Source organism: Nocardia coffeae (assembly GCF_019890715.1).
Lineage (GTDB): Bacteria > Actinomycetota > Actinomycetes > Mycobacteriales > Mycobacteriaceae > Nocardia > Nocardia jiangxiensis.
The window spans coordinates 47,837-61,145 of sequence record NZ_JAINZY010000007.1 but is presented as its reverse complement, the minus strand read 5'-3'; the positions used below and the strand labels follow the sequence as shown (position 1 = coordinate 61,145).

At 67.9% G+C, this 13,309-nt stretch carries 12 protein-coding genes; 4 read left to right on the top strand and 8 right to left on the bottom strand.

Annotated elements, in window-relative coordinates; translation table 11 throughout:
• Positions 1 to 157: 157 nt before the first annotated feature.
• From K7711_RS24855 to K7711_RS24835, 5 genes are all read right to left on the bottom strand, one after another.
• Positions 158 to 1,615, bottom strand: a complete 1,458-nt coding sequence (locus K7711_RS24855) for an aldehyde dehydrogenase family protein (protein ID WP_222971866.1) — start codon at positions 1,613 to 1,615, stop codon at positions 158 to 160.
• Between the two features lie 300 nt (positions 1,616 to 1,915).
• Complete coding sequence (locus tag K7711_RS24850; protein ID WP_235747751.1) at positions 1,916 to 2,509, bottom strand: hypothetical protein; 594 nt, start codon at positions 2,507 to 2,509, stop codon at positions 1,916 to 1,918.
• A gap of 392 nt (positions 2,510 to 2,901) precedes the next feature.
• Positions 2,902 to 4,167 (bottom strand): uroporphyrinogen-III C-methyltransferase, encoded by a 1,266-nt coding sequence (gene cobA, locus K7711_RS24845; RefSeq protein ID WP_222971865.1) that lies wholly within the window; start codon positions 4,165 to 4,167, stop codon positions 2,902 to 2,904.
• 65 nt (positions 4,168 to 4,232) lie between these two features.
• The gene (locus K7711_RS24840) at positions 4,233 to 4,640 is read right to left on the bottom strand and encodes a PPOX class F420-dependent oxidoreductase (protein ID WP_222971864.1); all 408 of its coding nucleotides are present in this window, start codon (positions 4,638 to 4,640) and stop codon (positions 4,233 to 4,235) included.
• A gap of 122 nt (positions 4,641 to 4,762) precedes the next feature.
• Positions 4,763 to 6,115 (bottom strand): DoxX family protein, encoded by a 1,353-nt coding sequence (locus tag K7711_RS24835; RefSeq protein WP_235747750.1) that lies wholly within the window; start codon positions 6,113 to 6,115, stop codon positions 4,763 to 4,765.
• Between the two features lie 287 nt (positions 6,116 to 6,402).
• On the opposite strand from K7711_RS24835, the gene K7711_RS24830 reads away from it, so the two are divergent.
• From K7711_RS24830 to K7711_RS24820, 3 genes are read left to right on the top strand one after another with little or no spacing between them, the layout of a single operon-like run.
• On the top strand, positions 6,403 to 7,539 hold the full coding sequence (locus K7711_RS24830) for a phosphotransferase family protein (protein ID WP_222971863.1): 1,137 nt from the start codon (positions 6,403 to 6,405) through the stop codon (positions 7,537 to 7,539).
• A gap of 5 nt (positions 7,540 to 7,544) precedes the next feature.
• Positions 7,545 to 8,675, top strand: a complete 1,131-nt coding sequence (locus K7711_RS24825) for an Rv3169 family protein (protein WP_235747749.1) — start codon at positions 7,545 to 7,547, stop codon at positions 8,673 to 8,675.
• A 53-nt stretch (positions 8,676 to 8,728) separates the two neighbouring features.
• On the top strand, positions 8,729 to 9,763 hold the full coding sequence (locus K7711_RS24820; protein WP_222971861.1) for a DUF2293 domain-containing protein: 1,035 nt from the start codon (positions 8,729 to 8,731) through the stop codon (positions 9,761 to 9,763).
• A 30-nt stretch (positions 9,764 to 9,793) separates the two neighbouring features.
• Here the strand turns inward: K7711_RS24820 and K7711_RS24815 are convergent, their stop codons facing one another.
• Genes K7711_RS24815 through cobO form a run of 3 tightly spaced genes read right to left on the bottom strand, consistent with a single transcriptional unit; the run spans position 9,794 to position 12,274 of the window.
• Positions 9,794 to 10,213 (bottom strand): cobalamin biosynthesis protein, encoded by a 420-nt coding sequence (locus tag K7711_RS24815; protein ID WP_222971860.1) that lies wholly within the window; start codon positions 10,211 to 10,213, stop codon positions 9,794 to 9,796.
• The gene (locus K7711_RS24810) at positions 10,206 to 11,666 is read right to left on the bottom strand and encodes a cobyrinic acid a,c-diamide synthase CobB (RefSeq protein WP_222971859.1); all 1,461 of its coding nucleotides are present in this window, start codon (positions 11,664 to 11,666) and stop codon (positions 10,206 to 10,208) included. Before K7711_RS24810 ends, K7711_RS24815 begins: the two co-directional genes overlap by 8 nt.
• Positions 11,660 to 12,274, bottom strand: a complete 615-nt coding sequence (gene cobO / locus K7711_RS24805; protein WP_222971858.1) for a cob(I)yrinic acid a,c-diamide adenosyltransferase — start codon at positions 12,272 to 12,274, stop codon at positions 11,660 to 11,662. The genes K7711_RS24810 and cobO overlap by 7 nt, the downstream gene beginning before the upstream one ends.
• 118 nt (positions 12,275 to 12,392) lie before the next feature.
• On the opposite strand from cobO, the gene K7711_RS24800 reads away from it, so the two are divergent.
• Complete coding sequence (locus K7711_RS24800) at positions 12,393 to 13,241, top strand: NAD-dependent protein deacetylase (protein ID WP_222971857.1); 849 nt, start codon at positions 12,393 to 12,395, stop codon at positions 13,239 to 13,241.
• The last annotated feature ends 68 nt before the right edge of the window (positions 13,242 to 13,309 follow it).

The window sequence follows — 13,309 nt, the reverse complement described above, 5'->3', positions numbered from 1 at the left end:
AAAAACGAGCCAGTTCCGGCCGCATGCGCCACTTTCGGCTCCCATTCCTCCAGCATCCCGGCACCATCGCACCGGTTGCACACGACACGCAACTCCGCACACGCCGACGGTCCGTCCCGGCTCACAACGAACGGGGACGGACCGTTGGCGCAATTCACTACAGCTGAGCCCAGACCGACTTGGTCTGCATGTACGCCTCGATGCCCTCGCGACCGAATTCGTGCCCCCAACCGGACTGCTTGTACCCGCCGAACGGCACCGCGTGGTCGAAGACCAGCTGACAGTTCAGCGTGACCGTGCCCGCCTGCAGGCGCTTGGCGATGCGATGGGCGCGGCCGAGGTTGGTGGTCCAGGCGGTCGCGGCCAGACCGTAGGTGGTGTCGTTGGCCAGCGCCACCGCCTCGTCGTCGTCGTCGAACGGCAGGATCGTCACCACCGGTCCGAAGATCTCCTCCTTGTAGAGGCGGCTGGTCGCGGGGTCGACGTTGGTGAGCACGGTCGGCTGGACGAAGTAGCCGCGCCGATCGAGCCGCTCGCCGCCGGTGACGATCTCGACACCGTCCCGCTTGCCCTCATCGAGGTATCCCAGCACGCGGGTGAGCTGCTTGGCGCTGATGAGCGGGCTGATCATGGCCCCCTCTTCCTTGGGCCCGCCGAGCTTGAGGTTCTTCGCGACCGTCGCGATGCCCTCCACGACCCGCTCGTAGACCCCACGCTGCACGAAGATCCGCGATCCGCACACACATCCCTGACCGGAGTGGATGAAGATGCCCATCGCCGCCATCATGATGGCCATGTCCAGATCGGCGTCGTCGTAGATCAGCACCGGCGACTTCCCGCCGAGTTCGAGCATGACCTTCTTCAGATTGCCCGCCGAGGCCCGCACGATCTCCTTGCCGACCTCGGTCGAACCGGTGAAGGCGATCTTCTCCACGTCCGGGTGCGCGGTCAGCGCCGCGCCCGCGGTGTAGCCGTAACCGTTGAGCAGGTTGACCACGCCCTCGGGCACCCCGGCCTCGGCGATGATGCGGTCCAGCAGCAGGGCCGACAGCGGCGTCTCCTCGGCGGGTTTGACGATGCTGCTGCAGCCCGCGGCCAGCGCCGGAGCGATCTTGGCGCACGCGTTGAACACCGGACCGTTCCACGGGAAGATCAGCCCGACCACGCCGTAGGGCTCCTTGAGCGTGTAGGCGTGCATATCGGCGTAGGCGCCGGAGATTCCGCCGGTCATCTGCACTTCGTGCGCGGTGCCGTTGACCTTGGTGCACCAGCCCGCGTAGTAGCGGAAGAATTCCGCGCAGGTGGGGACGATCATCTGCGCCTGTGCCAGCGGCATACCCGTATTGAGCGAATCCAGCTGGGCCAGATCCTCGGCGTAGTGGTCCATCAGATCTGCGATGCGCCACATGATCTTCGCGCGCTCGCGGCCGGGCATGGCGTGCCAGACGCCCGATTCGAAGGACGCCCGCGCCCGGGACACCGCCTCGTCGACGGCCTCCGGCCCGCAATCGGTGAACTCGGTGATCGGCTCCTCGGTCACCGGATCGATGACCGGGATGACCTCACCCGTACCGGGCAGCTTGCGTAGATCGTCCAATACCGACTGCAACGTCATCGCAGTACCTCACTCTTACGGAATGGAAGTTTGATTCTCGTGGGCGAGAATATCATTTCTCAGTGACATGTGTCAGCGTGCCCGGTCACGCACCACCGCTCTCACGACATCCGAGAGCACGCGGCCCGACCTCAGGCGCGATAGCGAATAGCCTTCGGCAACAAGGGATTACAAAAACCGGTAGCCCCGGCACAGCAGTACCGGGGCGATCGGTCACACGGCCGATCCCGACCCGCTACCGGACAACGCGAACGCCATCTGGACACGGGCACAAGGACATTGCGGGATTATCCCGCGAATTCACTTGGCGGAGACGAGATCTCCGTCGTATCGACAGCTCGGCGGCGGCAACTCGCGAGTGCGGAACGCCTCGGTCTGCTCGGGCGATTCACCCGGGAAACCCGCCGCGGCCAACGCGCACGTCTTGAACACCCGCGCCGCGTTGCTCATTCGATGGGACACCGGCTCGATCCGGTCGTCCAGTTCCGTCGGCAACCCCTCCCCCCACAGCGCGACCTCGACGGGCCGGCTGTCGAGATATTCGTGCACACCGGCGCACACTCGGTCGTCGGACAGATACGTCTGTGAGGCCACCGCGACCGCATTGGGGTGCATATCACGCTCGAGGACGGTCAGCGCCTGCTCCAGGTCCAGGACCGTCGCACCGAGGATTCCGAGCGGGCGGACATTCGAGCACTCGGCGACCAGGGCGGTCACCTCCCAACCGGCGCTCGCCCGGTCGAACACCCACCCGCCCGCGTACCGGACCACCTCCGCGGCGGTCGGCGCGATGACGACCAGGTGGTAGCGCAACGGATGCCTACGTACATGAGCCCGCCAGCGGGCAACCTCCCAGACACCTCGGTCAATGGGATCGACAGAACGAACAGCCATATTTCCATCCCGCTTCTCGAACGTGAAGATCGCGGCAGGTCCTTGGGCCGGGCCACAACGCAGCGCCCCGCCGTCGCGACGACCGGCATGCTCGACGAGCCTCCACCGGGGGTGGGGGTCACTCGCAATACCGGGATCGCACCGAAGAGTGTGCGGCAGGTCAGGGCTGGTGACCGTAGCGCCGCATCGCCCCACGGGGGAATCTACCGATCACACAGTAACCCGGTTACCTCGCGTTGTGGCGAGTCTGACACAACTGAATATGTGATCCATGTCACACAGAAATCTGGTCGTACAATGCCGCCCCGAAAACCGCGAGAATTCGCGATGACGCGGACATAACCGCTGATCGCAGGCGAAATCCGTTGGCCTGCCGCAATACTCGGCGAGGATTACTCCGCTGCCGCGGTCCGGGCGGAGTCCGGGATCGCCGCATCGAAACCGGCGGTCGGGCCGATGACGATGATCGCGGGCGGACGGATGCCCTCCGCGCGTACCCGTTCGGCGACCGTGGCCAGATCCGCGCGCAGGACGCGCTCGGTGCGCAGACTGCCCTCCTGGACCACGGTGACGGGCGTATCGGCCGGGCGGCCACCCTCCAGGAGCGCTGCCGCGAACTTCTCGATCCGCTCGACCGCCATCAACAGCACCAGCGTGCCGCGCAGCCGCGCCAGCGCCGGCCAATCCACCAGCGAATCCGGGTGATCGGGCGCGATATGGCCGCTGACAACCACGAATTCGTGCGTCACGCCACGATGGGTGACCGGGATCCCGGCCAACGCGGGCACCGAAATGGCGCTGGTGACACCGGGAACGACCGTCACCGGAACACCCGCGGCCACGCACGCCTCGAGTTCCTCGTAGCCGCGCCCGAACACGTACGGGTCACCGCCCTTGAGCCGCACCACGAATTTCCCGGCCTTGGCGCCCTCGACGAGTGCGGAGTTGATCGCCTCCTGGGCCATGGCCCGGCCGTACGGGATCTTCGCCGCATCGATCACCTCGACGTCGGGAGCGAGTTCGGCGAGCAGTTCCGGCGGTGCGAGCCGGTCGGCGACAACAAGATTCGCGCGCGCCAGCAAACGCCTTCCGCGCACGGTGATCAGATCCGGATCGCCGGGCCCGCCGCCCACGAGTGCGACACCGGGAGCGGCGGGTTCGGAATCACCGGTCACCACACCGGATTGCAACGCCTCGAGCAGCGCGTTACGCACCGCGGCCGAGCGACGATGACGTCCCCCGGCCAGCACGCCCAGAGTCATACCGTCGTACCGGGCGGTGGCCGGCGTGACCGCCGTGCCCAACCGGGCGTTGTCGGCGCGCACGCAGAAGATGCGCCGCTCGGTCGCCTCGGCGACGATCGCGGCATTGGTCTCGGGCTCGTCGGTGCAGGCGACGGCGTACCACGCGCCGTCGAGGTCGCCCGGGGCGTAGTCGCGCAATTCGAGGCCGATCTGACCCGAGGAAGCCATCCCCTCGACGGCCGGGGTCACGGTCCGGCTGATCACGCGGACATCGGCCCCGGAGGCGATCAGCAGCCCGAGCCGCCGCTGGGCCACCGAGCCGCCGCCCACGACGACGACGCGGCGGCCCGCGAGATCGAGCCCGACGACATAGTTCGGGTCACCTGTTTGCTGGTCGTCCTGCGTGTTCGGCACAAGTTTCGAGCCTACGGCCCGCGCGTGTGAACCCGGCAACCACCCACGACCCGCGGCGGCGCCGCTCAGAGACGTCCACGCACCGCCGTGGGGGTGACGCGCACGATCACCCGCTCACCGTCGTTGACCGAAGCGGGGTTGAACTCCGCGTAGGGCTTGCCGGTGTACTTGTGCGACAACCGATCCGGCAGCTCCCGGGCGGTGTCGGGAGTCACGGTGACGCTGCCGCGGATCTCGGCGTAGACATACGGGTCGCCCGGCGGCACGATCATGACCGTCACCCGCGGGTCGCGCACGATGTTCTTGTACTGCTGCCGATCGACGGTCGTGGAGTAGACCAGTTCGCCACCGTCACGTTCGAGCCAGATCACGGTGAGGTGTGGCTGTCCGTCCCGGCCGACGGTCGCCAGGGTCGCGAAGACGGCGGTGTCGTCCAGGAGTTTTTTCAGGTTCTCGGAGAAGTCGGCTGTCATATCGAGAGCGAACCCGGCGCACCGCAACGGAATTCCCGACGCTGTGTCGTCTGCGTGTCGAACCGGGCGGATCGCGGCCGGGACCTCCGGGCGGACTCGGCCCCGCACGTCGGCTCGCTGCGTCAGGGGTGCCGCGGATTGTTCTGGACCCAGCGGAATCCGGTGCTGCGCAACGGCAACCGGTCCGCGTCGAGGTGTTCGAGCGTGATGCTCACCGGGTGGCCGTTCAATTCACCGGTCAGCACCGCACGATCGGACGCGGGCTGTTGGAAGGTCAGGACGCCCGTGGGGCCGGGATTGTTCGGCACGGTCGTGATCGTGATCCGGTGCGCCGCCGGATCGACTGTGGCGGGCAGGCCCTCCAGGGCGCCGTCCATGTGCTGGAATTCGAGCACGCCCGGATAGTCGAAGACGACCCGATTCCAGCGATCCGCATCGGTGACCAGCGGTGGCACGTCCTGTCCGTCCCGGGTGAACCGCGTGACCGTCCAGATGCCGTACAGCGGCGGCTTCTCCCGGCCGCCGCCGTACTGGTGCCAGGTCAGCCACTGCATGTGGCACAGACCGACCACCACCCAGATCCCCAGCAGTACCTGAACCAGCGCTGCGATGCGCCGGGAACGCCGGGTATGGAACGGATACGGCGTTGTCGAGGGTCCGGCGGCGCGGCCGAGCAGCAACACGGTGACCAGCCGCCGCGCCTCCGGTGCGAGCAGGATCAGGCTCGCCAGCAGCAGATGGGCGGACAGAATCTTGACCGGCACATCGAAGGTCATGTTGAGCAGGAACACCTGGGCCAGGTCCACCAGGCTCAGCATCGCGCCCAGCACGGCGGTGCGCGGGATGAACAGCAGCAGCCCGCCCAGCACCTCGGCCACTCCGAGCGACATCTCGTACGGCTGGGAGGACCCCACCTGATTCCACAGCACCGCCATCGGCGTGAACTGCCCGTACGGTTCGAGCAGCGTGCCCAGGGACGGTGCGGCCATCTGCGTCGGAATCACCTTGACGAATCCGTACAGGAGCATCTGCCCGCCCAGGAACAGCCGCAGGACCAGCAGCGCCCAGCCCGCGAGCGTGCGGTATTCGAGCCGGCGCTGGTCCAGTAACGACCACACCACCGTCGCGACGAGCGCCACGACCAGCACACAGAACAGCTGCACCCAGTAGATCGCCTGATCGCCGCTCCCGCTCGGGTAGATCCGCACGTCGTGCGCACCGAAAACCGTGCGCCCGACCCATCCGAACACCGGATCCAGCAGCTTCTGCTGCCATGTCCCCGTCCGGCTCGGCAACCAGGTGCGGAACCAGCCCGTGAATGCGATCGTGATCTGCGGGACCATCAGGCAGAACAGCCCGAAGTAGATCAGCAGGAACCGGAAGACGATGCGGGTGAACGGGTTCCACGCCGTCACAGCATCGTCCCCCGACCGGATCTCCGATATGTCGTCCCGCTCCTTGACACCGTCGCTCATGCTCGACCTCCCGCTCGAACCAGCGCACCCGAAACCGACTTCCGCCGGATCCTCCCACCGATCTTCCGGCCCTCTCGACACAGCCCGCAACCCGCATTCCAGGCAGGCCGCACCCGATCCCGGCAACCTCCGTCCCGGTCATCGGAATCGGCGAATAACGTCTCTCGGATTCCACCACGAGCGGCGAATAGAACGCGTTACATTCCCTCCATCGTGTCGCCACGGACCTCCCGAACCGGTCCGAAGCACCCCACGCAGGCATTTCCAGAAGCCAGGAGGACCCGATCATGTCGGACGATTCCGATCCAGATCCCGAACAGCGGCGACAGCTCACCACCAGCGCCCGGGATCTCTACGACCTCGCCGAACGCCTGACCGGATGGCTCGGTGACAAGGTCGGCTGCGACGACGCACCGACGCTCACCGATCTGCGCCGCCCGCAGGCCGGTGGGATGTCGAGTTCGTCGGTCCTGTTCGATGCCTCCTGGCAGAAGGACGGGAAGACGCTCACCGGCTCCTACGTGGCCCGCATGGCGCCGGAGGACGACTCCTTCCCGGTCTTCGAAACCTACGATCTGGCAAGGCAATACGCGGTGATGGCGGGCGTGGCCGAACACAGTTCGGTGCCCGTGCCACCGCTGTGCTGGTTCGAGAAGGACGAATCCGCGCTCGGCGCACCGTTTTTCGTGATGCAGCGGGTGGAGGGCCGCATCCCCGAGGACAATCCGCCGTACGTATTCATCGGCTGGCTGTTCGACGCCACCGCGCAGCAGCGAATGCTGCTGACCCGCAACACCATCGACATCATCGCCGAAATCCACGACATCGCCGATCCGGCGGCGAAGTTCCCGGAGCTGGCCGAATCCGGCGACTCGCTGCGCCGGCACGTCGATGCCACCCGCGCCTGGTACCGCTGGGCCCTCGCGGACGACGGCTACCCGATTCCGTTGCTGGAGCGCGCATTCGACTGGCTGGAGCAGCACTGGCCGAGCGATCCCGGCCCCGACGTGCTCAGCTGGGGCGATTCCCGGCCCGGCAACATCATCTACCAGGAGTTCGATCCGGTCGCCGTGCTGGACTGGGAGATGGCCGCACTGGGCCCGCGCGAGCTCGATGTGGCGTGGGTGATCTTCATCCACCGGTTCTTCCAGGATCTGGCAACGCAATTCGGCCAGCCGGGACTGCCGGATTTCCTGCGCCGGGAGGATGTCGTCGCGCACTACGAGCGGGCCGCCGGATATCGCCTGCGCGACCTGGACTTCTACCTGGTCTACGCGGCGTTGCGGCACGGGGTGGTGATGGCCCGGGTCAAGCGCCGGATGATCCACTTCGGCGAGGACACCGACACCCCCGACCGGGACGACTACATCATGCACCGCAGAAGTCTCGAAGCTCTGCTCGACGGCACCTACGAATGGGATTGACAGGTATGAGCGAATCCGACGGCCGCGGCATCGGCCCGACCCCCGCACCGCTGGACGAATATCCGATCCATCAGACCCCGCTGTCGCTGGCCAGAGTCGGCACCAGCGACCGGAACTTCTACGACCGCAGCTATTTCAACGGCCACGACCGGGACGGTGGCACCTTCCTGGTGACGGGTCTGGGCGTTTATCCGAACCTGGGCGTCATCGACGCGTACGCGGCCGTGCGACACGGCGAAACCCAACGGGCCGTGCGCTTTTCGACCGCACTCACCGAGCGCGGGCTGGACCAGCGGGTCGGCGGCTATCGCGTCGAGGTGCTCGAACCGCTCGATCGCATCCGGATCGTCTGCGAGCACGAGGATCTCGGCTTCGACCTGACCTGGACCGGGGCGTTTCCCGCGGTGCTGGAACAGCCGCATCTCATCCTGGCCGGGAATCGGCCGATCATCGACGCGTCCCGATTCGCGCAGGTGGGTTCGTGGGCGGGCACGCTGCACGTGGACGGGACCGATCTGACGGTGGATCCGCAGGTCTGGACCGGCAGCCGGGACCGGTCGTGGGGTATCCGCCCGGTCGGGGAGACCGAACCGGCCGGGCGCGCCGGCGCCTCCGGGCCGGGCGGCTTCTGGTGGATGTACGTGCCGCTGCGCTTCGAGGACTTCGCCATCGTGGTGATAGTGCAGGAGAATCCGGACGGATTCCGCACCCTCAACGATGCCACCCGGATCTGGGCCGACGGTCGGGTCGAGCAACTCGGCTGGCCGCGCGTACACATCGACTATCGCTCCGGCACAAGGATTCCCGTTGCCGCGCGGCTGGAGATGACGGCCTCGGACGGCAAACCGGTGGAGGTGCACATCGAGCCGCAGACGTTCATGGCGCTGCACATCGGCTGCGGCTACGGCGGCGATCCGGATTGGCAGCACGGTGTCTGGAAAGGTGCGGACTGGTCCTCGTCCAGTAGTTACGACCTGACCGATCCCGCTGTCGCCGGGCGCATTCCGTGGGGTGTGATCGATCATGTCGCCCGCGCCCGGTGCGGTGACGCCGAGGGCTGGGGCATGTTCGAACACGCCAGCCTGGGGCGGCACGACCCGACCGGTTTCGCCGATTGGACGTCCGTGGCGCCCTGACCGGAGGCGACGGAGCGCGGGAGCTGTCGTGGCCGTGTTCTATCGTTCCATCCATGTCCAAACTCCGGCGTCGGGTGGTCACGGCTGCGGAAGCGGCACTGGCCCAGCACAAGTACGTGTCCACGGTCGATGTGCTGGTGGGTTTGGGCTGGCTGACCTCGGCGCACGTCGAGCGCTGGCGGCAGGGGCGGGCGCCCTCGCTGGTGAAGCTGGCGCCGGTGGACGGAGTGCGGCTGCGTGATGTCGCGGATCTGCTCGGGGAATGGGCGCGCGAGTGCGGCCTGACCCCCAGCGATACCGCCTACCTGTCCGGCAGTCGCGACCGTGCGCCGCTGATCTTCGTCGGAGACGGTGACGAGGCGGTGTTCCGCACACACTGGCTCTCCCCCGACCTCAGCCCCGCCCGCCGCGAGCAGATGGTGCAGCGCCAGAACAAGGCGCCCGACCTCACGGTCGTGACGGCGGTGGCCGGCGACTGGACCTGCGCGGAATGTTCGGACACCGGTCCGTATCAGATCATGTCCGATGCCGGGCCACTGTGCCTGACCTGCGCGGATCTCGACCATCTGGAATTCCTGCCCGCCGGGGACGCGGCACTGAGCCGACGCGCCAAGAAGGAGAGCACCCTGGCCGCGGTCGTCGTGCGGTTCAACGCGCGGCGCAAACGCCACGAACGCGTGGGCATCCTGGTGGAGGAACAGGCGCTGGCCCGCGCGGAGGAGCAGTGCCTGGCCGACGAGGACGCGCGGTTGCGCCGCCGCGAGCGCGATACCGCTCGGCGCGCGGCACAGGACGTCGAATTCCAGGCGCGAATGGCCGCCGAGATCCAGCGGCTGTTCCCGCACTGCCCGCCCGACCGCGCCACCGAGATCGCCGACCATGCCGCGGTGCGCGGCAGCGGGCGCGTCGGGCGCAGCGCGGCCGCGAAAGTCCTTGCCGCCGAGGCGGTGACGCTCGCGGTGATCGCCTCGATCCGGCATCTCGACACCGAGTACGACCGGCTGCTGATGGCGGGCACGCCGCGCAAGGACGCCCGCGCGAAGATCCGCCCGACGCTGGACCGGGTGCTCGAATCCTGGCGGGGTTGACTCGGCCGGACCGCTATCGGCGGTTCGTCATCACAACCCGACCGACCGCACCATTCGCTGTCGACAGCTGGCCGCGGCAACCGTCACCGGCCCCCGCACCGTTTTCGGTGTCACGAGAAATGCTGTGCCGCAGTCTTTTTCACTGGCCAGCAGTGCAGCAGCCTCCGCGACGCTCGCGGTGGCGACAGCGGCGCTGGTTCGTGCCGCGGGATTCGGGACACGCACCTCGGCGAGTTCATCCGCGGTGAATGCGATGACCGGAACTCCCAGTTCGGCTGCGGCGGCTGATATCCCCGGTTCGCCCGCTCGGCGGTCGATAGTCGCCAGAGCGCGAACCTTCTTGCTTCCCACTACCTCCCGCACCGCACGCAGAATATCCGCCGCGGCAGTCGCCGGACGGCAGCCCACGCCGACCACGAGTTCGCCACTGCCCGGACCCGATTCACACATCGGCGCGCAGAGCGGCGTAATCCGCTGCGGCAGCGACGAATCCGGCGATCGACGCGGGGTTCCCGGCGGGATGGGTGTGCAGGTACGACGCGTGCACCCGATGAATCACCGCACCCTCGCGAACGGTCTCGCGATCCGGTGCCCGCCAGGCCCACGCCGGATCGGCGGCTGCGGCGGAAATCAGTCGGGTCCGGTGGAATTCGTGTCCGCGCACTCGTTGCCCGGCAGTCCAGAGCGCGGAATCGGTCAGCGCCACCGCATCCCGATAGCCCAGTGTCAATCGTGGCCCGAATTCGGCTGCCGCGTCGATGACCCCGGCCATGCGATGTCCGTCCAAGCTGCGGGTCAGATACAGCAGTCCCGCGCATTCGGCGTGCACCGGCATACCCGCGTGGGCCGCGGCGCGCAGCGCGTCGAGCAGCCGATCGTTCGCCGACAACTCCGCCGCATGCTCCTCCGGGAATCCGCCCGGCAGAACGACACCGGCTGTCCCGGTGGGCAAGTCGTCGTGCAGCGGGTCGAAGACCGCGACCTGCGCGCCCGCCGCCGCCAGCAGTTCGCGATGCTCGGCATAGCCGAAGGTGAACGCCGCGCCACCGGCCATCGCGATCACCGGGCCGTCGGCCGTACACTGCGCGCCGTCCGCCTCCGGTTCCCGCGTACCGGCAGCCGAATCCATCACAACCGGCGCACCGTCCACCGGCGCACGCAGTTCCGCCACCGGATCCCAGCCCGGCCCGGACACCTGCGCACCGGCCAGCCGGGCGATCGCGGCCAGATCCACGTGCGCGGAAACGAGTTCGATCATCGCCTCGACCGCCGACCGCGCCGCCACGCCGTGCTCCACCGCCGGGATGAGGCCCAGATGTCGTGAGGGGACCGCCAATTCGGCCATTCGCGGCAATGCGCCGAGCACCGGCAGACCGACCCGGTCGCATGCGGCGCGCAACACCTGTTCGTGTCGTTCGCTGCCGACGCGGTTGAGAATCACTCCGCCGAGCCGGATCTCACTGTCGTAGGTGGCGAATCCGTGCAGCAGGGCCGCCAGGCTCTGACTGTGCCCGCGCGCGTCCACGACCAGCACGACCGGTGCGCCCAGCAGCGCCGCGACCTGGGCGGTGGATCCCTCCGCGACGGACTGCACCTGATGTTCATCGATACGACCGTCGAACAGGCCCATCACGCCCTCGACGACCGCGATATCGCAGCCGTGCGTCCCGTGCCGATACAGCGGCAGCACCCGCTGCGCGCCCACCAGCACCGGATCCAGATTCCGCCCCGGACGTCCGGCGGCCAGACCGTGATATCCGGGGTCGATATAGTCCGGGCCCACCTTGAACGGGGCGACGGAATGTCCCGCGCGACGCAGCGCACCGATCAAACCCGTTGCCAGAGTGGTCTTCCCGCTTCCGGAGGCCGGTGCGGCGATGACCACCGCGGGTGTGCTCACCATTCGATGCCGCGCTGGCCCTTGCGACCCGCATCCATCGGATGTTTGGTCTTGGTCATCTCGGTGACCAGATCGGCGGCCTCGATCAGCGCCTGCGGTGCGTCCCGTCCGGTGATCACCACGTGCTGATTGCCGGGGCGGTTGCGCAGGGTCTCGACCACCTCGTCCACATCGACCCACCCCCATTTCAGCGGATAGGTGAATTCGTCGAGCACGTAGAACCGGTGCTGTTCGGCGGCCAGGCGGCGAGCGATCTCCTGCCAACCGGCCAGCGCCGCGGCGGCGTGGTCGTCCTCGGTGCCGTGTTTACGGGTCCAGGACCAGCCCTCACCCATCTTGTGCCATTCGACCGGGCCGCCGGCACCGGTCTCCTCGTGCAACCGGCCGAGGGTGCGGAACGCCGCCTCCTCCCCGACCTTCCATTTCGCACTCTTCACGAACTGGAACACCGCGATGTCGAACCCTTGGTTCCAGGCCCGCAACGCCATCCCGAACGCGGCGGTCGACTTACCCTTGCCGGGCCCGGTGTGCACCGCCAGAACAGGCTGATTACGCCGCTGCCGGGTGGTCAACCCGTCATCGGGCACCGCCTCGGGAACACCCTTGGGCATCGACACCGCTCCTTCCGCACGTGAACTGCTGCTCCACGTTGCCACACCCGGTCCACAGCCCGACCCCCGCCCCGGCCTGCACAACCGGCCTGCCCGGACCGGGTCGTACGCTGGATTCATGCCGGAAGTTCTGACCGTGAGCGCTGTCGATCGGGTGCTCGACATCGTCGCGGGCCGTCGAGTGGCGGTGTTGACCGGGGCGGGGTTGTCCACCGACAGCGGGATTCCGGACTATCGGGGGCCGAGTTCGCCGCCGCGCAATCCGATGACCTACCAGCAGTTCGTCGGGGATCCGGTGTTCCGGCAACGGTATTGGGCCCGCAACCACGTCGGCTGGCGGCGGATGGATGCCGCGCGACCGAATCCCGGACATCGTGCGCTGGCCCGGCTCGAACGGGCAGGCGTCGTCAGCGGCCTGATCACCCAGAACGTGGACCTGCTGCACACCAAGGCGGGCAGTCGCCGCGTGATCGACCTGCACGGCACCTATGCGCGGGTGCGCTGCCTGAGCTGCTCGTCCCTGATCTCCCGGATGCGGCTGGCCGACCGGCTCGAGGCCGCCAATCCCGGCTTCGCCGAATCGGTCACCGACGGCCTGGAGGTCGCCCCCGACGCCGACGCCGTGGTCACCGACACCGCACACTTCCGCATGGTCGACTGCGAGCACTGCGGCGGAATGCTCAAGCCCGACATCGTCTATTTCGGCGAGAACGTGCCGAAGGACCGCGTGCGCGCGGCCTACGACCTGGTCGAGTACGCCGAGGTACTCCTGACCGCAGGCTCCTCCCTCACCGTCATGTCCGGTCTGCGGTTCGTCCGCCACGCGGCCAAGACCTCTCGCCCGGTCGTCATCGTGAACCGCGGCCACACGCGCGGCGATCCGCTGGCCAGCCTCGCCGTCGACGAAGGCTGCTCCGAACTACTCACCGCCCTCGCCGACCAACTCACCACACCCCCCTCGCGCTAGCCGCACACCCGAGTCGGATCTTCTACCGAGGATCCCGGCCATGCCGGTGTGATGCCGCGCAGGTCGCA